17 protein-coding genes are annotated in these 24,526 nt (G+C 51.0%); 10 read left to right on the top strand and 7 right to left on the bottom strand.

The window, feature by feature from the left end:
• On the bottom strand, positions 1 to 208 hold a 208-nt coding region (locus B157_RS39505; protein WP_026309126.1), incomplete at its 3' end, for a hypothetical protein.
• A 193-nt stretch (positions 209 to 401) separates the two neighbouring features.
• Between B157_RS39505 and B157_RS0133160 the strand changes: the two genes are divergently transcribed.
• The gene (locus B157_RS0133160) at positions 402 to 1,301 is read left to right on the top strand and encodes a carbon-nitrogen hydrolase family protein (protein WP_020607598.1); all 900 of its coding nucleotides are present in this window, start codon (positions 402 to 404) and stop codon (positions 1,299 to 1,301) included.
• A gap of 54 nt (positions 1,302 to 1,355) precedes the next feature.
• Here B157_RS0133160 and B157_RS0133155 read toward each other — a convergent pair whose 3' ends face one another.
• A complete protein-coding gene (locus B157_RS0133155; protein WP_020607597.1) occupies positions 1,356 to 2,462 on the bottom strand; it encodes a fasciclin domain-containing protein in 1,107 nt (368 codons plus the stop codon).
• A 573-nt stretch (positions 2,463 to 3,035) separates the two neighbouring features.
• On the opposite strand from B157_RS0133155, the gene B157_RS0133150 reads away from it, so the two are divergent.
• The 3 genes from B157_RS0133150 to B157_RS0133140 all read left to right on the top strand — a co-directional run bounded on the left by B157_RS0133150 (position 3,036) and on the right by B157_RS0133140 (position 7,224).
• Positions 3,036 to 4,358, top strand: a complete 1,323-nt coding sequence (locus B157_RS0133150) for a sugar porter family MFS transporter (RefSeq protein WP_020607596.1) — start codon at positions 3,036 to 3,038, stop codon at positions 4,356 to 4,358.
• A gap of 211 nt (positions 4,359 to 4,569) precedes the next feature.
• Positions 4,570 to 5,457 (top strand): carbohydrate kinase family protein, encoded by an 888-nt coding sequence (locus tag B157_RS0133145; protein ID WP_157618676.1) that lies wholly within the window; start codon positions 4,570 to 4,572, stop codon positions 5,455 to 5,457.
• Positions 5,458 to 5,589: 132 nt separating this feature from the next.
• Complete coding sequence (locus B157_RS0133140; protein WP_020607594.1) at positions 5,590 to 7,224, top strand: glycoside hydrolase family 32 protein; 1,635 nt, start codon at positions 5,590 to 5,592, stop codon at positions 7,222 to 7,224.
• Between the two features lie 194 nt (positions 7,225 to 7,418).
• Here B157_RS0133140 and B157_RS0133135 read toward each other — a convergent pair whose 3' ends face one another.
• Together B157_RS0133135 and B157_RS0133130 are read right to left on the bottom strand one after the other, a co-directional pair.
• Positions 7,419 to 8,027, bottom strand: a complete 609-nt coding sequence (locus tag B157_RS0133135; RefSeq protein WP_020607593.1) for a mannitol dehydrogenase family protein — start codon at positions 8,025 to 8,027, stop codon at positions 7,419 to 7,421.
• Positions 8,028 to 8,051: 24 nt separating this feature from the next.
• Positions 8,052 to 8,381, bottom strand: coding sequence for a hypothetical protein (locus B157_RS0133130; protein WP_026309124.1), 330 nt, complete (start codon positions 8,379 to 8,381; stop codon positions 8,052 to 8,054).
• A gap of 890 nt (positions 8,382 to 9,271) precedes the next feature.
• Between B157_RS0133130 and B157_RS0133125 the strand changes: the two genes are divergently transcribed.
• The 6 genes from B157_RS0133125 (at position 9,272) to B157_RS36530 (ending at position 20,798) form a co-directional block, all read left to right on the top strand.
• A complete protein-coding gene (locus tag B157_RS0133125; protein WP_020607591.1) occupies positions 9,272 to 10,309 on the top strand; it encodes an aldo/keto reductase in 1,038 nt (345 codons plus the stop codon).
• Positions 10,310 to 10,314: 5 nt separating this feature from the next.
• Positions 10,315 to 10,674 carry a VOC family protein gene (locus tag B157_RS0133120; RefSeq protein ID WP_020607590.1) on the top strand — a complete coding sequence of 120 codons (360 nt, stop codon included), beginning with the start codon at positions 10,315 to 10,317 and terminating at the stop codon, positions 10,672 to 10,674.
• Between the two features lie 165 nt (positions 10,675 to 10,839).
• Entirely contained in the window at positions 10,840 to 13,566 is a 2,727-nt protein-coding gene (locus tag B157_RS0133115; protein WP_020607589.1) for a PAS domain-containing protein, read from the top strand.
• Between the two features lie 230 nt (positions 13,567 to 13,796).
• Positions 13,797 to 14,507 (top strand): outer membrane beta-barrel protein, encoded by a 711-nt coding sequence (locus tag B157_RS0133110; protein WP_020607588.1) that lies wholly within the window; start codon positions 13,797 to 13,799, stop codon positions 14,505 to 14,507.
• A gap of 364 nt (positions 14,508 to 14,871) precedes the next feature.
• Entirely contained in the window at positions 14,872 to 17,352 is a 2,481-nt protein-coding gene (locus B157_RS0133100; protein WP_020607586.1) for a TonB-dependent receptor, read from the top strand.
• A gap of 506 nt (positions 17,353 to 17,858) precedes the next feature.
• On the top strand, positions 17,859 to 20,798 hold the full coding sequence (locus B157_RS36530) for an NHL repeat-containing protein (RefSeq protein ID WP_157618675.1): 2,940 nt from the start codon (positions 17,859 to 17,861) through the stop codon (positions 20,796 to 20,798).
• 281 nt (positions 20,799 to 21,079) lie between these two features.
• Here B157_RS36530 and B157_RS0133090 read toward each other — a convergent pair whose 3' ends face one another.
• The 3 genes from B157_RS0133090 to B157_RS0133080 all read right to left on the bottom strand — a co-directional run bounded on the left by B157_RS0133090 (position 21,080) and on the right by B157_RS0133080 (position 24,201).
• Positions 21,080 to 21,529, bottom strand: coding sequence for a hypothetical protein (locus B157_RS0133090; protein ID WP_020607584.1), 450 nt, complete (start codon positions 21,527 to 21,529; stop codon positions 21,080 to 21,082).
• Between the two features lie 241 nt (positions 21,530 to 21,770).
• A complete protein-coding gene (gene pth, locus B157_RS0133085; RefSeq protein WP_020607583.1) occupies positions 21,771 to 22,331 on the bottom strand; it encodes an aminoacyl-tRNA hydrolase in 561 nt (186 codons plus the stop codon).
• A gap of 7 nt (positions 22,332 to 22,338) precedes the next feature.
• Positions 22,339 to 24,201, bottom strand: coding sequence for a T9SS C-terminal target domain-containing protein (locus B157_RS0133080; protein WP_020607582.1), 1,863 nt, complete (start codon positions 24,199 to 24,201; stop codon positions 22,339 to 22,341).
• Positions 24,202 to 24,526 lie beyond the last annotated feature (325 nt).

Raw genomic sequence — 24,526 nt, 5'->3', positions numbered from 1 at the left:
CCCCCTGTTGGTACCGACTAACCCAGTCATAAATGGTATTTTCCCGTCTTCGAACCAATAAGCCCTTATGGGCCACTTGTTTACCGGACTGGCCACCATGAATTTGGAGAATGGCACTAACTCGTTCTCGGACATAGGCTTTGGGGTGGGTTTTGAGGGCCTTTTGCAAGGCTTGTTGAGCGGACTGGTCAAGGGTGAGTTTAAGCATAGTGGTCGCCGTTTGTTAATGTACCACAGGTAAAGTCAGTTTCGGCGGTTAATTACTACAAATCAATAAATCACCCGCTGACGGAAAATGGCGGGTAATGGCATCGTTCATGCGTTTCCCCTGGAAGCCTCTACTGTCACCTGGAAATTCAGTAGTCCTGGTTATTGTAACCGGATAGGTTGTAGATTTGGCGATGCGCATCACTGTTGCCGTTATTCAGGCCACGCCCGTATTTTTCGACATCCACGCCACGATTGACAAACTGGAACGGCTGGTGGTAGAGTGTGCCCGGAAAGGCTGTCAGTTTATCCTGTTTCCTGAGTCGTTTATTCCCGGCTATCCGCGTAAATTCACGTTCGGGTCGGCTGTTGGCTCCCGCTCTGATGCCGGGCGTGAACTCTATAAAACGTACTGGCAAAACAGTTTGCAACTCCCCAGCCCGGAGCTGACCCGCATTGAGCAGATTGCCCGCGAGAATAATGTCTATCTGGCCATCGGCGTTACCGAGCGCGATGTCCTGAACGGTAGTCTGTACTGTACCCTCGTTTACCTATCGCCCTCAAATGGGTATTTGGGCAAGCACCAGAAAGTCAAGCCAACGGGCGTAGAGCGGTTGATCTGGGCAGAAGGCACCGGTGCCGATTCGCTACGGGTGTTCGATACGGAAATTGGCCGGATGGGTGGGCTGATCTGCTGGGAAAACTACATGCCGCTGGCCCGTATGAGCCTGTACCAGCAGGCCCCCCAACTTTATCTGGCCCCTACTGCCGATGCCCGGCCCACCTGGCCCGCTACCCTCCAGCACATCGCCTGCGAAGGCCGTTGTTTTGTGCTGGGCAGTAACCAGTTTTTTACCCGCAGCGATTATCCATCCGCCTACCAGAATTTTCTGGACGAAGACGACCTGATTTTGAGTCGGGGCGGGAGTGCTATTGTCTCGCCACAGGGGGAGTTCATTGCCGGGCCACTCTGGGATGAGGAGGGCATACTCATCGCCGATCTGGACCTCGCCGACGTCCTGAAAAGTAAACTTGACTTTGATGTGATTGGCCACTATGCCCGGCCCGATTTATTTGCCTTCAGCCGTAAATGAAACATGCCGGATAGAAATTCTATCCGGCATGTTTCTACTGCTTACAGGTAACGCTTATTTACTGAGCAACACCCGGTCAATAAGGTGTACAACACCATTCGAGGCTGCCTGATCAGCCTGGATGATGTTGGCAACGCTGGTGCCATTTCCTTTACCCAGTAGTGTAACCTTACCGTTGCTGGCATTCACCCGAAGGGTAGTACCCTGGGCGGTGGCAATATCGGCTCCGTTCTGGAAGGTCTGCGCGAAGGCACGGTAATTTAATATGTGATATAGCAGGATATCCGACAATACTTTCGGGTCTGCCGCTTTAATGGCCGCTTCATCGGCATAACCAGCCGCTTTGAATGCATCGTTGGATGGTGCAAAGATCGTGTACCCATTCTGAGTGCTTTTGTTCAGAACGTCGCTCACAGCCGGACCCGCCCGTTCAATGGCGGCCGTCAGCAGCGATAGGCTTGTGTTGGCCTTAACCAGAGCTACCGTATTGACCGAAGCGGGTTTCAACAATGCATTGATGATATGCAAGGCGGCCCCTACTGTTGGAATATCCCCCTGAATAATCTTTGCCTGATTGACGCTGATGTCAGTCATACTGTTTTTGTATACGGACAGCTGATTATCTGCCAGGGCTGTTTCATACACGGTATTTACTTGCGTTGGCATAGCCGACTGGTCAATACGTGATTTGACAAGATGGTACCTCAAAATCCGTTGCAGATCGGCTACCGGCGCGCCCGAAACAGCCGCTTCGTTCGCGTACCCTGCCGCCCTGAATGCGTCGTCCGATGGGGCGAAAATAGTAATCAATGACTGGTTAAATTCGGTTGCGAGACCCGCTCTGGTAATGGCTGCGTTTAGCAGTTTGAGGTTATCTTTTTGGGAAATGTAGGCTACCGATGCTACGACTGTTACACCCGGGGGGGTAGTGGTTGTGCCCGATCCCGGAGTAGTGGTTGTACCCGATCCTGGAGTCGTGGTTGTACCCGATCCTGGAGTCGTGGTTGTACCCGATCCCGGAGTAGTTACTGTTCCTGAAGTGGGAGGGGTGGTAGAAACTGGGTCGGGGGTTGTACTGGTACAACTAAAAAAGAGCGGAGTAGCTCCCAGGAATAGCAAAATCGTACTTCGCTTGATGTACGCATAAATGGACTTTTTCATCTCATTGAGTAAATTAGAGTGAACTGATTAACCGTTTTCTGTACGCTGAAACCCTTCCTGATGATCAGGTTATTTACGGGACTTCACAGAAAAAACTCCTTCTCTCCGGGTATGTTGTGTAACGGAATTGTTTCGCGTGGCTGGTTATTTAGTTTTTTGTAGTTAATTAATTGACTTTTATAGACTTATGACTATTTGCATACCATATACCAAATCGGGCTAATTGATTGAATGGTCCCGTAGTATACTTTATCACTAAACAAGGTCAATGGAAAGTAGTCTTGTGGGCGTTACTAGGGTCAGGCAGCCAGCAGCCAATCTGGTTCGTAAACAGTAGTCGGTTGTATTCGAAAACCGGTAGTAGCCGTAAAGGCACCGCCTGTATCAAATGTGAAAATCAGTGTAACAATTTTGAAAAACTTTCTCGTTATTTCTTTTTAATAGGCTGGAAGATAATTACTTACGATTTGTTCGCAGGTTGAAATAAGTTGAACGTTTACCGAAACGCCACGCCTGACCAGCCTGCTACCTTTGCTTTACGAACCGCTCCTTACACTGGTTTGTAAGTCAGGTATGAATCAGAAACAACGCATCTTCTTTTGGTCAATTACGGCTGCTCTGGGCGGCTTCCTCTTTGGATTCGATACGGCCGTAATTTCCGGTGTAGAGCAATCATTGCAGGTACTTTGGGGATTGAGCGTCTGGGAACATGGCCTGACGGTATCCATCGCGCTCATCGGCACTGTTATTGGCTCCATGACGGGTGGTATTCCGGCCGAAACACTGGGCCGGAAAAAAACACTGTTCTGGATTGCCGTCTTATACCTGGCCGCTTCACTCGGTACGGCACTGGCTCCCAACTGGCCCATTTTCCTCATCTTTCGGTTTCTGGGCGGTCTTGGTGTGGGTGCTTCCTCGGTAGCGGCCCCCATGTATATTACGGAAATTTCACCCGCCAAATCGCGCGGAAAACTCGTTGGCCTGTTTCAGTTCAATGTTGTATTCGGTATTCTGGTTGCCTATCTCTCTAACTTCCTGCTGGCCGATGCGGGTGCTGAACCCTGGCGGTGGATGCTGGGCGTACAGGCATTGCCCTCCCTTATTTTCCTGGTTGCCGTCCTGAATATTCCCGAAAGCCCGCGCTGGCTCCTGCTCAAAAAAGGGGATGAAACACAGGCGAGACTGGTACTGGACATGATTGATCCCGAAACGGCCGAACAAACCTTCGTAGCCATTCAGGATAGCAATCACCACACCAAGGGGTCTAACCGGTTGTTTTCCGGGCAGTACAACACACCGATTATGCTGGCTGTGCTGTTTGCCGTGTTCAACCAGGTGTCCGGTATCAACGCTATTATCTATTATGCCCCCCGTATTTTCGAGATGACCGGGCTTGGTAAAAGTTCGTCGCTGCTCTCATCGGCGGGAATTGGATTGATCAACCTCATTTTTACCCTGATTTCCATGAACCTCATTGACCGGTACGGTCGCCGGACGCTCATGAAAATTGGTTCGGTCGGGTTGATCATTACGCTGGGGTTAGTGGCCAGAGCTTTCTACGTTCAGGACTTTGGCACGACCGTTCCCATCCTGCTTTTCTGTTATATCGCCTTCTTTGGCTTCTCGCAGGGCGCGGTTATCTGGGTATTCATCTCCGAAATATTTCCGAACGAAGTGCGGGCGAGTGGTCAGGCACTGGGCAGTTTTACTCACTGGTTTATGGCGGCTATTATCACGTTCACCTTCCCGTACCTGTCCGAACGGTTCGGTGGCGGGAACACCTTCCTGTTTTTTGCCGCTATGATGGTGCTACAGCTGCTGTTTGTGCTGCGCCTGATGCCCGAAACGAAAGGTACCAGCTTAGAGAAGATTGAACGTACTGTTTTTGCACACTGATACGCATCGCGTTATTGATCATCGTTATGCTACGCAGTCAATTTTGCTACGCGGTCATTAGCTAGTCATTGATTGTCATTCATTGTCAGTTGATTGTTCCAGAAACGAATGATCACCAATGACAATTGAATGACGATCAATAACCATCAAATGACTACCTAATGACGATCAATGCCGATCAAATGACCACCCAATGACAATGAATAACTATATGATAACCTGTTTTGGGGAGATTCTCTGGGATGTACTGCCTACCAGCAGGCAACCCGGTGGTGCGCCCATGAACGTGGCCGCTGACCTGCGCAACTTCGGCCTGAATGCCCAGCTAATCAGCCGTGTCGGTAGTGACGATCTGGGTCGCGAACTGATTGATTTTCTGGCGCAGAAAGGTATCCCGACAGCCCTGGTGCAGGTGGGTCAAACGCACCTGACGGGTGTGGCGAAGGCCAATATTTCGGATTCTAACGAGGTAACCTATAAGATTCTCCAGCCCGTTGCCTGGGACTACATCATGCCCGAACCCGGTCTGATCAATGTGGTGAAGCAAAGTGAGGTGTTCGTATATGGCAGTCTGGCCGCCCGCAGTCAGCAAACGTACGAAACGCTGCTGGCACTGCTGGAAGTGGCCCCCCACAAAGTATTTGATGTGAACCTGCGGGCTCCCCACTACAATCAGAAACTAGTGGAAGAGTTGCTGCACCGGGCCGATATCGCCAAGCTGAACGAACACGAACTGGTGGAACTGTCGGGTTGGTACGGTCACGAACCAGAACGCTGGACCGCAGACCTGAAGGGAGCCATGCAGCAACTTCGGGAACGCTATAATCTGGAAACCCTCTGCGTGACACTTGGTCCTGATGGGGCGGCTATGCTTGATGCCTCGGGCTTTACAAAACAGGCCGGTTTTCCAGTCGAGGTAGCGGATACCATTGGCAGTGGCGACGCTTTTCTGGCCGGGTTCCTCTACAAAACCTTACAGGGCGAAAGTCCAAAAAAGACACTTGAATTTGCCTGTGCTACGGGGGCATATGTCGCCACCAAACAGGGCGCTACACCGAATTTTACGGAAGAAACTATACTGGAGCAGTCATTTTTATAAATAGAAATGCAGGATACTGCTTCTCCCGTGTTTAACAGGTCGGTAGTTTTTTATGATGGAAAACGTTTAGTCATGGACGATTCTCGATTATAAATTTTCCAGTCACCGGTCGTCATTAATACATACTGCTCCATGCAACGAAAAAACCTTGCTTTTGCCTTGCTGGCTTTTATCGCAATCAGCCAAACGGCCTGTAATCAGTCGACCAAAACAGAATCGTCGGCCCAAACCGAAACAACCGCAGATTCTGTTGATTATCGCCCACAGTACCACTTTTCGGCGCCCAAAGGCTGGATCAACGACCCCAACGGACTGATTTACGCCAACGGCGAATACCATATGTTTTACCAGCACAACCCGTTCGCCAACGAGTGGGGGCATATGAGCTGGGGCCATGCCGTGAGTAAAGACCTGCTCCACTGGGATGATTTGCCGGTGGCTATTCCGGAGTTCACCAACGCCGATAGTGTTTCCAAAACGGCCATTTTCTCCGGTAGCACCGTGGTGGATAAAGACAACAAAAGCGGCCTGTGCCCCGACGGAACCGGCGATTGTATGGTGGCTATTTATACCGGCAACGTAATGAAAGGTGACTCCCAGACCAATCAGTACCAAAATATGGCATACAGTGCCGACAAGGGCCGAACCTGGACGCAGTACGCCAGAAATCCGATTATCGACATCGGCAGCAGGGAGTTTCGCGATCCCAACGTATTCTGGTATGAACCCCAGCAGAAATGGGTCATGGCTACCGTGAAAGCAACCGAACACAGCGTTGCTCTCTACGAATCGAAAAACCTTAAAGACTGGCAGTTTATGAGTTATTTCGGGCCGGTGGGCGACACGACGAAAGTCTGGGAGTGCCCCGCCCTGATGACCGTCCCCACTGAGGAAGAACCGGGCCGGCCATCTGGGGAGAAAACGAAATGGGTGCTGTTCATCTCATCGGGCCATCCACAGAAGGATTACGTGGGAATGCAGTATTTCGTAGGCGATTTTAATGGCAAACGGTTTACGCTCGACCCGGCCAATCCCAAACCCATTGCCGGTGATTATGCCGGGTCGGTCGTGGACTGGGGTAAAGATTATTACGCGGCTATCCCGTTCAATAACCTGCCCGCTGCACAGAAAAACCCGATCATGATTGGCTGGCTCAACAACTGGGCCTATGCGGGCAAAATCCCGACTACACCCTTCAAAGGGGCCATGTCATTACCGCGCCAGATCGCGCTCCGGCGTACGCCGGAGGGACTAGTACTAGTGCAAACGCCCATTGCCGGTGTTACCAGCCTGCGCGGTCCTAAAAAGGAACAGCAAAATCTGAAACTCACCAGTCAGAGCCAGACGTTGGAAAAAAGCATCGATAACGTGTACGAAATCGAAGCCGAGATAAGCCCCGGCACAGCCAGAACGGTGGGTATCCGGTTCGCCAAAAACCGTAGCGACGGACCGGGCGATGAAGAAACCATCATCCGCTATACCAACGGCCACCTCGAACTGGACCGCCGAAAGTCGGGTAATGTGGCCTTCAGCGACCGGTTTCCCAGTGTTGAAACGGCTCCATTGCAGCCGAAGAATGGCGTCATCAACCTACGCATTTTTGTTGACCGGTCCGTTGTGACGGTATTTGCCAACAATGGCGAACGCGTTATTACCGACTACATATTTCCGACTACAGCAGCGGGCGCCATCGACCTGTTTGCCGAAGGTGGCACGGCCGAGTTCAAAAAGATAATCCTTTGGCCCATGAAATCAACCCGCCCCTGAGGGCTGGTAAACGAGCTTATCTATTAACCTATGATATGCGTAAGGAGGGGTTGCCCGTCAGGATAACTCCTCCCAAAATCTTATCGTCTAACCTATGATGCACGTAGATAAGTCCAGCGCCGGGAGTTAAACACGAGACGGCACTGGTAGTAATGAGAAATCGGTACCGGGCCTCCCGGCACCGATTTTGTTGTTTAAGCAGCCTGCATAGCCAGTTGGTTATAGGCCATTTGCCGAAGTAAAAACTCGACTCCGTGCGTCGCAATCTGATTGCGGTATGACTTGTACATAGCCACAAAATGCGAATAGGTTTGCAGTCGGGCCGTTGCCATAGACGAAATGCTCAGCAAAGCCACCACATCGTCGCTACTGATTTTTGCCCAGTCGTCGGGCGCCAGTTCGTCAGCCTGACCTGCTTTAAGTTGTTCCGACAGATAATGGCCATACGCAGCCAGTAAGAAAGCGATTCGATGAACATCCCCATTCTGGGCCAGCAAATTCAGCAGGGTAGGAAGAATGTAAGCTGGTAGTTTCAGTGCTCCGTCGGCACACAATCTGGCTAATGGATCGCTTAGAACGGGATCTGAAAATTGACTAAAAACAGCGTTTATGTACTCTGCTAAAGGAGCTGGTGTCGTTGAAGCCTCATCCGGCAACCCATCCTGCTCGATAAAAGCTCCCAGGTAGTTGTTGAGTAAGTGATCATTAATGGCTTCGTTGATGGTCTGGTGGCCTGCCAATAGGGCGGGATAGGCCAGCATATAGGGTAATGCCTGAGTAATGTTCTGACGGTTCGTTTGCATGATGATATAAGTTTTACAGTTGAGTTATATGGGGTAAACCTCCTCCGTCTGGAGAAGCTGGAACAGGGAGTTGGTCGGGGTGTGCCGGACCTCGTCGTGATAACGCAGGGCCTGGGCGATCCGGTTGATTTGTTCGCCCAGTTTCCCCTGCTTCTCAATGCTGGCTTTATCGTATTGGCGTTGCCGGGTAGGTTCCCAGACGAAAAGCTCCGTTTTGGCATCGTAGATACCAACTGGCTTTTGGCCTTCCTGCGTAAGTAAGGTCGCTAAAACAGCCTCAGCCTCCTGGTGAGTGCTGCAATATATATGATGGTACTGCCTCTTTAGCAGATAAATGACTGAAAAACGATTCATGTGTTGTGAAATTTTAGTCTGAAAGACCCCGTCAAACCATTGGTTTCGGGCGTGAAGCCGGGTTAGTATGTTCCTGACCGACTGATGAAACCCGCTGATACGTTCGGGTAGAAGGAGTGTACTAATCAGAAACGCAGGCAAGGCCTGGAAGCCATGCTCCCCATTTCTTCGTGAACGATGGGAGTGTGCCGGATATACCTGGTGGATTCGTGCCCATCTTTGTTTAAATGACGAATTCATTCGTACTGAATTCGCCTGGTAGTGAATTGGAACGCCCGATTCGCCGGGAAGGCAGCGCGGGCAATCTACTCAATTTCCTGTGCTGCCGGAATAACCTGTTACCCTGAGTTGGCAGGTGTTGGTCAGTGAATAGACCGGGAGCGTGAAAAATAGGATACGGGTAAAAAAGTGCAACTAACTGGTTTAGTATTATCTACGTTATTATCTATCGTATAAATGAGTTCCACGACTTCTGTAAAACAGTTAGAATCAATACCTAAGGAGCAAATACACCATAGAACAATCAATATGCTAAATAACTAAATAAAGCGGCCGAATGGTTTGCGCGTAATGCTATAGTACAAAAACTGCTTGCTTTACTTTTACGGAAATGGAAATTATACAAGCATTCCATGAGGAAGTAATAGGCCCGGCGTTCGTGAATGGTACGCAGGTATTGTAGTAAACTGATGATAGGTATAGAAAATGATTGAAATGTACTAAAGGGGCGTTGCCGTTCCGCGGAATACGCCCTTTACTGACCAACGTCAACGGTTACCAAACTTCCGTACACGCTGCTGTTGTTGAACCGGAAAGGCCAGGTTTTACGTATATATATTCACGCCAGCAACAGATGACCTTCAGCAGTAAAGAAAGTAACAGAACTCATTATGGAATACAGGCAATTAGGTGCGTCGGGATTACTGGTTCCCGTTCTCAGTTTTGGTACAGCTACGTTTGGCGGCAGTGGCGATTTTTTTAAGGCCTGGGGGCAAACGCAGGTCGAAGAAGCGACTCGCCTGGTGAACATCTGCCTGGATGCAGGCGTCAACCTGTTCGATACCGCTGATGTATATTCGCAGGGGTTGTCGGAAGAAATTCTGGGCAAAGCCCTAAGCGGCCTGCGCAACAACGTGCTTCTTTCCACCAAAGCCACATTTACCTTTGGCGAGGGACCAAACAACCAGGGTTCGTCGCGCCTGCACCTGCTCAAACAGTGCGAAAGCAGCCTCAGGCGACTCAAAACGGATTACATCGACATCTACCATATGCACGGTTTCGACGGGGTTACGCCTGTTGATGAAACATTGCGCACCCTCGATGACCTGGTGCAAAGTGGGAAAGTACGCTACATTGCCTGTTCCAATTTTTCGGGCTGGCATCTGATGAAGTCATTGGCCCGTTCCGAAAAGTACGGCTGGAACCCGTATGTCGGCCATCAGGTATATTACTCCCTGATCAATCGGGAATACGAGTGGGAACTGATGCCCCTGGGTATCGACCAGCAGGTAGGAGCTATTATCTGGAGTCCGCTGGCGGCTGGCCGACTGGGTGGAAAGTACCGCCGACACCAACCCATCCCGCCCGATAGCCGGGTGGCGCAGGGAGGAAGTCCCGTACCGGCTTTTGCCATAGCGGACGAGCTCTTCTATACCATCATTGACGTGCTGGACGAGGTAGCCGCCGAAACGGGCAAAACGGTGGCGCAGGTGGCACTGAACTGGCTACTCCAGCGCCCAACGGTATCGACCATCATTATTGGCGCACGCACCGAAGAGCAACTGAAGCAAAACCTCGGTGCCGTAGGCTGGAACCTGACAACGGAGCAGGTGAAAAAACTGGACGCGGCCAGCGACGTACCAACCATCTATCCCTACTGGCATCAGCGGCAGAATACGACCCTGAACCCCCCACCCAGATTCTATTAAGCAAGATGATACATTTCAAACGACTGGACCACATACTGCTTGGTATTCCCGAAGGCACCACGGCTCAGGCAAGGGAGTTTTACGGGAGCCTGCTGGGTCTGAACGAGATCCCGGGTAATCACCCCGGTGGTGCTATCTGGTTCCGTATGGCCGATATTCAGCTACACCTGCGCGAGGAGGCTGCCGGCCCTTATTCCAAACGACACCCTGCTTTCGAGGTAGCCAGTCTGGACGAAGCAAAACGGGTGTTGCTGGGCAAGGGACTGGTGCTGGAACAGGCATCCGAAATAGATGGACGGGCGCGGGTGTTCTTCCACGACCCATTTGCCAACCGGATTGAACTGCTCCAGTTTATAGAAAAGTGACCGGTTCCGGCAGGCATAAATGACAACGGCTATACGCCTGCCGGAACCGGCTTTTAGCCATCGATGGGTTGAAATAATAGCGTAAATGCCCGGAATAAACGAACGAGTTTGATTGCCCGTTACTACTTTAGAGTTTCCAACATTCATATTTAGTAATCTACACCATTGCGTACCGATTCAGTAACGACGAACGAGCTATTTGACTTGCTTACGAAAGCAACCCGTGATGCCGTGTGGCACTGGGATATAGTGGCCGATACTGTCTGGTGGAATGAAGGGTATACCACGTTATTTGATCATCCTCCTCAGGAAACCACCGAAGATGGCCTGGAATCATGGTCCCGGCATGTTCATCCCGACGATAAAGAGCGGATTTTAACCAGTATTCATCAAGCTGTTGAACAGGGACTGACCAACTGGTCTGATGAGTACCGGTTTGGCCGGGCTAATGGGAGTTACGCTACCGTACTGGACCGGGGCTATGTGCTTCACCGGGAGGGGAGCCCTATACGAATGGTGGGCTCCATGCAGGATATTTCGGACCGAATTGCCCTGCAACAGGCGCATCAGGAAGGAGAAGAGCGACTGCGGTTTGCCCTCGACTCGGCCCAGCTTGGTACCTGGGAACTGGACCCTGTTCGGGGGGTGGTGGAGTGGGATGCCCGGTGCCAGGCCCTGTGTGGGTTGGTCAATCAGGATTTGCAACGGTACGGGCAGACGCTGGATTATATTCATGCGGATGATAAAGAGTGGGTAAATCAGGCTGTTCAGTGGGCCTTAAAGCCGGAGTCGGGCGGGCGTTATGATGCACGTTTTCGAACCGTTGATGTTAGCGATGGCAGGGTACGCTGGGTTCGGTTTATCGGGCAGACCTATTTTACCAGTTCGGGCGAAGCGTATCGTTTTTCGGGTATTGCGCAGGACATCACGGAAGAGGTACTGGCTAAAGAAAAAGCTGCCCTATCCAACCAACAGGCAAAAATGGCCCTCGAGGGCTCCGGAGCAGGGTCTTTCTGGATCGATTTAGTGACCGGCGAGATGGTCTATTCCCCCGCCTTTTCCCGGATACTGACGGGTGTGGAAAAGCCAGAACGCCACCATATTGTCTTTGTCCAGCATGTTTATCCGGAAGACCGGCCCATTAGGGAACAGGCGCATGAAGTAGCGTTGCAGACGGGGTCTGTCAGCTACGAGGCCCGTTTTGTTTGGCATGATACCACAATCCACTGGGTCAAAATACTGGGGCAGTACCTGTTCGACGCGGATGGTAAACCCATTTCTATTACGGGTATCGTTCTGGATATTACGGAACAGGTAGCGAAGAATAAAGCCCTTCGGGAAGCTGAAGACCGACTGCAATTCAGCGAAGAACGGTTTCGAAATATGATTCTCCAGGCTCCGGTTGCCATTGGTATGCTGGATGGCCGCAAGCTGGTTATAGAAACGGCAAATAACTCGATGCTGGAGATTTGGGGTAAAGACGAGTCTATTATCGGGCAACCCATGATACAGGCCCTGCCCGAACTGGTAGGGCAGCGGGTAATCGGTGCCATGCAGGAGGTATATGATTCGGGTATTGCACAGTATGGTTCTGAGATACTAACCCGCTTACAGCATGGCGACCGCCTGGAGGATGCTTACTTTAACTTCGTTTATGCGCCGTTGCGCGACGATTCCAAACGGGTTAATGGTGTAGCGGTCATAGCCGTTAATGTGACCGAGCAGGTTCTGTCCCGGCAGGCCATCGAAGAAAGTGAGACGCGCTTTCGAACCCTGCTGGAAGCCATTGTTCAGATTACATGGACGAATACGCCGGATGGTACTATTAATTTCTTCAATCAACGCTGGTACAACTACACCGGGCAACGCCCCGGCCAGACCGATGTTATGGGGTGGCAGGAAGCCATTCATCCCGATGATTTGCCCAATACGCTGGCTGTTTATAAAAAAGCCCTGGCCGATGGCACTACGTTCGAGCTGGAAAATCGGTATCGGCGTGGCACCGACGGTCAATACCGGTGGCATCTGAACCGGGCCTTACCCCTTCGGGATGAAGCGGGTGAAATTACCCTCTGGGTAGGTACCGCTACCGATATTCAGGAGCAGAAACTGGTGACCTACGAACTGGAACAGCAGGTACTATCCCGAACAGAACAGCTAACGGCCTCCAATCTCGATCTCCGGCGCTCGAACGAAAATCTGGAAAAATTCGCGTATATCGCCAGTCATGATTTGCAGGAACCACTCCGGAAAATCCAGTCATTTGGCGATATACTTAAAAACCAACATGGTTTGCAGTTAGGTGAGGGCATCAGTTACCTCGAACGAATGCAGAGTGCGGCCAGTCGAATGTCAGCCCTTATCAAAGACCTGCTGGTGTTCTCCCGTATATCGACCCGTCAGGAAACAACGTTGCCCGTTGATCTCAATCAGGTAGTAACCACCGTAGTGGAGGATATGGAACTAGGCAACGCCCAACTTAACATAGCGGTGCTTCCTACCGTATTAGGCGATGGATTGCAGTTGGGGCAGTTATTCCTGAATTTGCTAAGCAATGCGCTGAAGTTCCAAAAATCTGATACTGTTCCGGTTGTTCAGGTAAACGCCACCCAGGTTACAGCGGCTGCGTTACCGGTCGATGTCAAACCTGCCCGGAAGGCTGTTCTGTACCATTGTATCAGTGTGGCAGACAATGGCATCGGGTTTGATGAAAAATACCTGGATCGTATTTTTCAGGTATTCCAGCGGCTACACAGCCGGAGTGAATACGCCGGTACGGGCATTGGACTGGCCATTTGTGAAAAAGTGGCTGCTAATCATGGTGGTACCATTACCGCCAGTAGTAAGCCGGGTCAGGGTGCCACATTTGCTATTTACCTGCCAGTTATGTAATGCCCCGCGCCAGGAAGGCTTATTGGTCCGACGGGCAAAATTTCTTCTCCAGACGGTCATGTCAAAAAAATAAACTGATTTTTTTTCAGACTCGTGCAACCTGCGCTCCGGGTTTCTACATCTTCCTGTCAACAAACGGAAAAAGCAAATCCTGCAGGTCTGTGCTACTAACCGCTTGAACACGGAAACCATTTTCAACATTGTTCAAACCACCGCTCCGGCGGACTGCCATGAAAACGTTCAAACACATCCTGACCACGACGCTGATAGCTGCTTCTATACCGTCATTCGCTCAATCGACAACGATTACCATCACGACCGATTCTACCGTTACAACGACTAAACCCACCAAGCCAGTTGAGCGTGTTCGTACTGACCTGGCTATTTATCTGGGCTTTAACGGATTTACGGGAACACTTCCCACGGGGTATGATTTCCGGCCTGTTGGCTCACGGTATGTCGCTCTGGCGTGGCAAACCCGCATTCCACTGGCCGTAAGCGGCAAGACCAAACTTCGGTTATTGACTGGTCCTGAAGTAGCCTGGAACAACTTTATGTTTGAAGGCCGAAACACACTGGTAGCGCAAAATGGCCAACTGGTTATCGAGCCTGCAACCGTCAACCTACACAAATCGAAACTGGTTATGGCCCAGCTGAATCTACCGCTTATGCTGAACCTGGGGTTCAAATCGGGCTTCAGCCTGAGCATGGGTGGGTATGCAGGTATCCGGCTGGACAGCTATACTAAAGTTAAACCCGAAGGCGGCTCCGCTGTTCGCACCCACAATACCTATAGCCTGAACCCCGTGCGCTGGGGCTACATGGCCGAACTGGGTTACCGGGGCCATGCCAAATTATTCGGCCGTTACGAACCAAACAGCTCGTTTCGGGAAGGGCAAGGCCCCGATGCCGGTGTATGGACGGTAGGAATCAAATTGTAGACGATAGTAGTGAAAAAAGGCCCTTAACGGTTAATGACTATACACGGCAAACTGAACCGCTCCGGCAGGATCACGAATACGGGCATTGGACTACGGCTATTTCCCGGTAAACGTAAGATTGAAAACCTGCCATCAAAATAATTCTGCCCGAGCGGTTGCCCCATGCAACATTTCTATTAATACCCTGTCTTTCTGACAAAATAGCGACTCTTTTCTTGTCTTCTTCGCTTATCATCCCCTAAAATCCGCTTATCCTTCCGTTCAGACCGTTTGTGTAAGAGCAGGTACTTTGTGATGCATACTACCTACCTTTGCCCTGTACTATTTATAATAAGCGCACAATCTTTTTGAAAATACACTACGCATGAAAACGTTATCCGCCTTCGTTATCCTCATTTTTTTTACTCTCTCAACCACGTTTGGACAGGTTCTAACACGGGGTATGGTGCAGGGCCAGGTCAAAAGTGTGGCCGGAAAACCCCTGGAATTCACCACGCTGATGTTGCTCAAAGCGAAGGACTCGACCCTGACGAAAGGAGCCATCAGCGATCTGGATGGGAAATTTTCATTCGAAAACGTAGGGGCCGGCAAGTATCTGGTAACCGCTCAGCAGATTGGATACCGCAAAACGTATAGTGTACCGTTCGTTATCGACGAAGCGAATCCGGCTCAGGAACTACCGGCAATGACAATGACCGAGGAGACTAAAAACCTGACCGAAGTCAACGTTATTGCTAAGAAACCATTCATCGAGCAGCAGGTTGACCGGACCGTGATGAATGTGGAGAACAGCATTGTATCCAGTGGTAACACGGCTCTGGAAGTGCTGGAAAAAGCACCCGGCGTTACCATCGACCGCCAGAACGATCAGATTCAGTTGAAAGGAAAGTCGGGGGTTATCGTGTACATCGATGGCAAGCAGACCTACCTCTCGCAACAGGAAGTAGCCAATCTGCTAAAAAATACGCCCAGCGACAATATCGCCACGATTGAGATTATCACCAATCCCGGTTCCAAATACGATGCCGCCGGTACGTCGGGGATTATCAATATCAAGATGAAGAAAAACAAGAATTTCGGGACTAACGGCACCGCCATTATCGGTACGGGCTTCGGCTGGGTGAACAACCTGAACGGGGTGCGCGATGATTTACCCAAGTTCAACACCTCGCTGAACCTGAATCACCGCGACGGGAAAGTGAACCTGTTTGGCAACTATAGCTACGTGAACCGACAGAGTGCCCAAACTAATGAGCTCAACCGGATTATCAACTACAACGGCCAGACCACCTACTTCGATCAGCGCTCCTTCCGGCCCAATCAGTTTGCCGGGCATTCGTATAAGGCCGGTATGGATTACTTCATCAACGACAAAAATACGATTGGCGTGGTGGTGAATGGCTTCTCGAACGACTGGCGTTCTGCCGGTCAGAATAACACGTTGATTAGTGACGAAAACCGGCTGCTGACCAGCAAGGCCATTACCCAGACCGATGCCGGCAACTTTTTGTCGAACATCACGGGAAATGTCAACTACAAATTCGACTATGGGAAAGGGCGCGAGTGGACGGTTGATGCCGATTATGTTCACTATGGCGGGCAGAATACAAATAACCTGAGTACCCAGTATTACTCCGCCGAAAATGTGATGAGCCGCCCGAATCAGGATGTGCGGAACAATATGCCCTCGGCCATCAATATCATGGCGTTTAAAACGGATTATGTCCTGCCCATGAAAAAAGGCAGTAAGCTGGAAATAGGCCTGAAAAGCAGTTATGTAAACGCAGATAACAACACCATCTACGACACGCTGCAACAGGAAAAACGCCAGTGGCTGCCCGATGCCAGCCGCTCCAACCAGTTCCTGTATAATGAGAACATCAACGCGGGCTACGTGAACTATGCCGGACAATTCGGGAAACTGAAAGTGCAGGCTGGGTTGCGGGCTGAACATACGCACTCGGTTGGCACATCCGTCACACTCAACCAAACCGTGGACCGTAACTATCTGAATCTGTTCCCGACGCTGTTCCTGTCCCGCCAACTGGATACCAATAATGTGCTGAACGTATCATACAGCCGCCGAATCAGTCGGCCAGATTATCAGAACCTGAACCCCTTTGTGTTCTATCTGGACCCGTACACCTATCAGCAGGGAAACCCGTTTCTGCGGCCACAGTACACCAATTCGGTTGAAATGACCCATGTGTACAAAAACGCTTTCACCACCACGCTGAACTACAGCCGCACCACAGATTTTATTAACCAGGAAACACCCCGGCAGATTGCCGCCCGGAACATTACCTACGTTACCCCCGAAAACCTGGGTGTTCAGGACAACGTGAGCCTGAACCTGAGCTTTCCGGTAACCGTAACAAAGTGGTGGCGCATGCAGAACAATATCAGCACTTACTATCAGCACTACCAGACCATCTATTCGGGTTCACCCTACGAAGTGAAACTGGTAGCCGGTAACCTGTACACCTCTCAGAACTTTACCTTCAGCAAAACCCTGTCGGGTGAAGTGTCGGGCTGGTTTAATACGGCTTCGCAGTACGGTTTCTACCGGGCGCAGCCGCAGGGTGGATTCAGTATTGGCGTGCAGCAGAAAGTGATGGATGGCAAGGGTAATTTGAAACTGAATATAAACGACCCCTTCTGGCTGAACCATTTCAACGGACGGGCCGTGGTGCAGGACATCGACTTCCGGGTGCAGTCGCGGTGGGAGAGTCGCCAGATTCGGCTCACGTTTACCTACCGCTTCGGCAACCAGAACGTAAAAGGTGCCCGCCAGCGTAATTCGGCCACCTCCGCCGAGCAAAGCCGGGTAGGAGGGCAGAATTAAAGAGTGAAAGGGTCAATGAGTGAAAGAGCGAAGAGACTGCCGGATTGTATTCGCTCTTTCACTCATTGACCCTTTCGCTCATTGACTATCGGACTTAGTTTAGGTTAAGAAAATGCGAAAAGCCGTCCCCGGATTGAGGGGCGGCTTTTTTGTAATACGCCTATTTAGGAGATCGTAGCTGGATAATTGAATACCTGGAGAGGTTTCGTATCCGGCTGATAATCAGTTCCTTTTCTGGTTGTCGTACGAAATAGTACCGTTAGCTAAATTAGATGAAAATAGCCCGAAAAAAGTGTTGAATATAATAATTTCGAGTTTAATTTTGATTAAATAAGGATCAGGTACACACCCGCGTTTTAAGCAGTCACGAACTGTCAATAGTACCTGTTCCCGATCTGCCTGCTGCTCCGGGTTCCCTGCCGGATTGATGCCTGTGAGGTCTTCTGACCATCCGTTTTCACTCGTTTTCTGGTTTTTCTCCCTTCACCCTTTAGCTCTTTAACGCTATGTGTCAATCTCTTTCCTTCCGTTTTTCCAGCTGCCGCCCGGTGGGCGTCTGGTTCAGTATCCTGTTTTTTTTAGTGACTATCCCTCTATCTGCCCAAACAATTACCACCGTGGCAGGCTCTGACCAGGAGGGAGATGGTGGCCCTGCCACGGCGACAAGCCTGTATACTCCCTACGGAATGGCGGTGGATGCCTCGGGCAATCTCTACATTGCTGATGGCAATAAACAACGTATCCGCAAGGTATCCCCTGGCGGGATCATCAGCACGGTGGCTGGTAACGGCAGTCTGGGTTTTGCTGGGGATGGGGGGGCGGCCGCGTCGGCTAGCCTGAATGATCCCACTGGTGTGGCGGTGGATGCCGCGGGCAATCTCTACATCGCTGATTTCCTTAACCAGCGTATTCGCAAGGTCAATACCAGCGGAATTATCAGCACGGTGGCGGGCAACGGTAGTCGTGGTTTTGGTGGGGATGGTGGTGCGGCCACGTTGGCTAGCCTGCGTGACCCCATTGGTATAGCCGTAGATGCCTCGGGTAATCTCTACATTGCAGATTATAGTAACCATCGCATCCGCAAGGTCAATACCAGCGGCATCATCAGCACGGTGGCGGGCAACGGCAGTTCGAGTTTCAGTGGGGATGGTGGCGAGGCCACGGTGGCCAGCTTAAATAATCCCACAGGTGTGGCGGTGGATGTATCGGGTAATCTCTACATTGCTGATCGGAATAACCAGCGCATCCGCAAGGTCAATACCAGCGGTATCATCAGTACCGTGGCGGGCAATGGCAGTTCGAGTTTCAGTGGGGATGGTGGCGCGGCCACAGCGGCTGGTCTGTATAGTCCCAATGATGTGGCGGTGGATGGGAGTGGCAATCTCTACATCGCTGATTATCAAAACCACCGCATTCGCAAGGTCAATACCAGCGGCATCATCAGCACCGTGGCTGGTGTTGGCTTTCCAGGTTTTAGTGGGGATGGAGGTGCGGCCACGGGCGCTGCCCTGAGTTATCCCAGTAATGTGGCATTGAGTATGTCGGGCGATCTCTACATCGCTGACTTCCTTAACCAGCGTGTTCGCAAGGTCAACACCAGCGGTATCATTAGTACGGTGGCCGGTAATGGCAGTCCGGGTTTCAGTGGGGATGGTGGCGCGGCTACGGTGGCTAGCCTGAATTATCCCAGTGATGTGGCGGTGGATGCCTCGGGCAATCTTTACATCGCTGATGTCGGTAACCAGCGTATCCGCAAGGTATCTACCAGCGGGATCATTAGCACGGTGGCGGGCAATGGTAGTCGTGGTTTTGGTGGAGATGGGGGTGCGGCCACGGCAGCCAGTCTGGATGGCCCCGTAGGTGTGGCCGTAGATGCCTCAGGCAATATCTACATCGTTGATAATGGTAACTACCGCATCCGCAAGGTGTCTACCAGCGGCATCATCAGCACGGTAGCCGGTACGGGTAGTGGTGGCTTCAGTGGGGATGGTGGCCCAGCCACAGCGGCCAGTCTGTATAATCCCTATGGTGTGGCGGTGGATGCCTCGGGTAATCTCTACATTGCTGATTATCAAAACCTGCGCATTCGCAAGGTCAATACCAGTGGTATCATCAGCACCGTGGCCGGTAATGGCAGCGCTGGTTTCAGTGGGGATGGTGGGGCGGCCACTGCGGCTAGTCTGAATTTTCCACAAGGTGTGGCCGTGGATGCTTCGGGTAATCTCTACATCGCTGATCTGGGTAACCACCGCATCCGCAAGGTCAATACCAGCGGCATCATCAGTACGGTGGCGGGGAATGGCAGTCAGGGCTTCAGTGGGGATGGGGGTGCGGCCACGGCGGCCAGTCTGTACGGTCCCGCTGATGTGGCGGTGGATGCCTCGGGCAATGTTTACATAGCCGATGTGAGCAACAACCGTATCCGCAGAGTATTTGCCAGCGGGAACATCACCACCGTGGCGGGTACGGGCAGTTTTGGTTTTAGCGGGGATGGTGGCGCGGCTACGGCGGCCAATCTAACTTCTCCCCGTGGCGTGGGGGTGGATGCCTCGGGTAATCTCTACATCGCTGACTATAGTAACCACCGCATCCGAAAAGTCAGTGGTCTGACCAATGGGAGCCTTGCCATTACGGGGGTTTCCGGGTTGAGTTGTACGCCCGTAAATACCAATGGATACACAATCAGTTTCAGTCCCCAGTACAGCGGTACAACGGGGGCTCCTATCAGCTTTTCGGTGGTGAATGAGCTGCTGCCCACTACCAATCCGGGGCCATACAGTTTACAGCTTTACATCGACAATCCGAACATTACCCTGAAAGCCTTCCAAATGGGGACCGATGGCGAAGCCAGTTTCGTCTACAACTGGTTATCGGCCTGTAACACAACGCCCATGCCCCCGGCTGCGTTTGCCATCACGGGGGTGAATGGGGTAAGTTGTACGCCCCTCTCGGCTACCTCGCGCCGATTGAGTTTCAGCCCGACCTATACGGGTACGACGGGTGCTCCCATCAGCTTCTCGGTGGTCAATGAAATGCTACCCACTACCAGTCCGGGGCCGTACACGTTGACGCTTTACATCGACAACCCCAGCATTACACTACGTGCGGTGCAAACAGGCAGTTCGGCCTCGTTTGCCTACAACTGGCTATCAGCCTGTTCGGCAAGTGCCCGGACAGGGGCTACGGAAATCGGCGAATCGTTGCGGGTGCTGGTCTTGAGCAACCCGACGGTGGCCGACCAAGTGAGCGTTGAGATTGGCGGAGCGGTGGGTGGCCTAATGCTGTCGGTGTTCGACAGCCGGGGCCACCGGGTAAGTGAAAAGAGTCTTGCTCAATCGGCGGGTCCGGTGCGGACTACGGTTGGGTTAGGCCAGTCGGGTGGGGTGTATTTGCTTCGGGTATTGACAGCTACCCAAAGCCAGGTGGTAAAAGTGATAAGGGAGTGAGGTAAAGTCACCCCAACTCAAGGCCATTCCAGCATGAGACCGTAAGCAAAAAAGCCGTCCCCGGATTGAGGGGCGGCTTTTCTGTTCATTAATCAGGTCAAAAAGAAATTGCCGGGAGTAAAATGTAAGGGCGGGGGAGGGGTATAAAAAAGATAAGGTTCCCTGATCGTGCAGAGAACCCTATACTGACTATTCCTAAACCCTTAACCTTTTCTACATGAAAAACTAACTTTTACTCTTTTCTGTTCCCTTCGCTCAACTAATTTAGCGTTATATCTAAATTATTGAATTTCAGGGGTTTCTACTAATTCACTAAAGGGGAGATTCACGTTCCAGAGGAAGTTAATCATCCGGGTAGTGTGGTCTGCCTGATCCATCCAGTGAGCGGCTTCGGCATCTTTCAGCTTAGCCAGTTCGTTGATGACCTGAGTGGCTCCTTCGTTGAACGTAGCGCGGTCGGCAGGGCTGATGGTCAGCACAGCGGCCGGGTTGTTGTTATACGAAGTAATAACACTCATAAAATTCTGCCAATTTGTAGTAGTTGCAAACTTGGCAATGTGTTGTTCCACATACGAAGCAAATAACTTCTGTGAACCATTGACAAGCATCGTACTTGCCGGCTTTTTGGCTGCCGGGCTATCATCAGTGTTGGTGGTGGTAGCCGCGTATGCCTGTGATATCGTCAATCCTAATCCAAGTACCAACGATGCAAAGATAACGCGTGATTTCATTGTTTTGTTCTATTTTGTTTTCAGTTAGATAACGCACAAATGTCTATAGAAAGTTTTAAATCGCAAGTGCTCTATAGGGTGCGTTTCCGAATATTATTCCGAATATAATGCCGAAATTCCAGCTTATTTCGCTGATAACCCCCTTTTTTACCATTAGAAACGAATAGTATTTGGCATTGTTGGTGGTTGATATGTATAAAATATGTCTTGATAAAATTACAAGATTCTTTTAAAAGTTATATCATTGGTTGTAATTATTCATAGCCATCTGTATGCCCATAGTACAAAATGCGAGTATAGCCTCTCCAGCCCGGTCCAGGTAGTCCGGTAATTGAATCATTTCGTCTTCCGGAAACTCACCCAGCACAAAATCAACCTGCTTTCCTTTTGAGAAATCGTTGCCAATGCCCACCCGAAGTCGGGCGTATGGCTGGTTGTTCAGTACCTCATCAATACTCTTCAATCCGTTATGCCCCCCCGGCGATCCTTTGGGCTTCAATCGCAGTTTGCCGAACGGTAAATCTTTATCGTCCGTAATGATCAGTACATTCTCCACAGGAATGTTTTCCTGCTTCATATAATATAGTACGGCCCGGCCACTCAGGTTCATGTAGGTTGTGGGCTTGACAAAAAACAACTGTTTTCCTTTGTGTTGCCATTTGGCTGTATAAGCCAGGCGGGTCATGGAAAAACTAAACCCGTGCTGGGCAGCCAGCCGGTCGAGAACCATAAAGCCGGCATTGTGGCGGGTAAGCGCGTATTCGGGACCAATATTGCCCAAACCAACAAGTAAAAATTTCATGGGTAGTTTATTTCAGTAACGCTACCGATTCGCGGTAACTCGATTGGGTGCCATCGGGAAATTGGCAATCCAGCCGGTACACGTAGGTGCCGGGCTGTGCTGGCTGACCGTTCAACTGGCCATCCCAGAGCAGTTCGCCACTAGTCAGGGTAAAATTAGACCGGTTATACAGAGTGGCTCCCCAGCGGTCGTACACGGTGAATCGGGTAACCGACAGGGATTGAAACGCAAAACGAGCCGTAAAAACGTCGTTGCTATTATCCCGATTGGGCGAAAAAGCGGTTGGCAAATGAATAAAGTTCGGACAGTCAAGGGGTATAATTACGGTCTGGGTAAGGGTACAACTAATGGCATCGCGGATGGTTAGGGTGTAGGTGCCCGCTCCCAGGCCGGTGAAGGCTGTTTTGCGTTGAAAGGATTGGCCATCGAGGGCGTATTCATTGGCCCCTGCATGTTGATCCGTGCTGAACGATAGGATACCGTTCTTCAGTCCGCATCCCTCGGCCGTTGTTTGAATAGATACGGGCTGCGGCCCCGTGCTGGCGGCTACACTTACCGACTGGGTTACGGTGCAACCGGCACTGTCGCGGGCGGTGAGGAGGTAGTCGCCCGATTTCAATCGGGTAAAAATAGTAGTGGCCTGATAGTTCTGGCCATCGTTGCTGTACTGAACGGGCTTCGTTCCTCCCGTTGTTGTTATAGTCGCCTGTCCATTAGCCTGTCCGCAGGTGGTGGGTACAGCCGCTGAACTAAGAACAACCATTGGTTTGAAGGAAGGTAAACTAATTGCCCTATTTACTTCACAGGCATTTGCATCCCGCACCCGAAGGGTATAAGAACCACCGGCCAGGTTAGTAAAGAGCGGACTGGCCTGGTAGGTAACGCCATAGTTGATCGAGTAGGTGAGTGGTCCTTTACCGCCCGCAGCCACTACGCTGACCGTACCATTGGCCGTAGCGCATTTGGGGGGCGTACTAACCAGGCCGGTAATGGTGGGTGCTGCATCAGATGTGATGGTGATTGACTGTTCGGTCTTACAACCCAGTGTGTCCCGGGCCACTACCGTATAAGAGCCTGGTTTCAGACTGGTAAATAAAGGGTTCTTCTGGAAGGGGCCACTATTCAGACTGTACTGGAAACCGCTGGAGCCGGTAGCTGCTACGGCAATGGAACCATTGTTTTTATCGCAGCCCGTATTGAGCGTCGATATGGTAAGGGCTGGCTCAATTACATTGATGGTGATTGGGACCGCCGGACTTTCATTCTGATAAAGCGTTTGGGTGACGTAAAACGTCGTTGTTTTGGTAAGGGTTGGACTATAGGTATTACCACTGGCCAGCAATGTGGTTTTCTTATCGGACGAATACCAGCGTAGATTCTTGCCCGTGACCTTCAAATTCATGGGACCGCCTTTGCAAAACGAATCCGGCGATTTCAGGGCAATCCGATATAACTCAATTGTGCCGCCACCGGCATCGGTGCAGGTGGTACCGTTAACGATATTTTGATATGTGCCGATAAGGCTCTCGTCAGCACTAGTAAAGGTCATGACTCCCTTCCAGAAACAAATGTCTTTCACGGCGGTGTTGCCATTCTTGTCTGACTCGAAAAACGAAACGGCCGACCCTCCCAGAATGCCACTAATGTAAACAACGCCCCCAAAAGGGACATTTGGGTTAGCCGTTTGCCCCGTGCCCCCAACCGTGGTGCCGGTCTGCGTGAGCGTCATAGTGTAGTTATAGACTGCCTGGGTAGGATCAGCCGGATAGGTTACCCCAAGCCAGTATCCCGCCACGGTTGCCTGTGCCCTACTGTCGATAGCCAGGGTTGAGAACGCCAGTAAAAAGACAAGGGTACATCGTTGTTTCATAACTACCTTCAGTTGCGTAGTAGAGAGCAAAACTACCAATCTACGAAAGTAAAGACAATACGGCGTTTGTACTATTTCGTTCCTGGTTTCAGCCGACTGCCTGGTAGATTGATACTGATTTCTCGATTAATACATGGCACCCTGAACATGGGTATGCAGAAACGCACCATCCGGATTAGTGTCAGGTATCTAAGTACAGGACAAAAGTAGGGAGTAGCTGATGTTGAGGTAGTTTTGTGTCGCTAAACGTAAACCCCTCCAACTACTCCCTATGCAAAGTAACGAAGATGCTGTCTACGATGCCATCAAAGATCATTTTCAATGT

It is taken from the genome of Spirosoma spitsbergense DSM 19989, assembly GCF_000374085.1.
GTDB lineage: Bacteria > Bacteroidota > Bacteroidia > Cytophagales > Spirosomataceae > Spirosoma > Spirosoma spitsbergense.
Note: the sequence above shows the minus strand (reverse complement) of the source record. Positions and strands in the feature narration are given on the sequence as shown.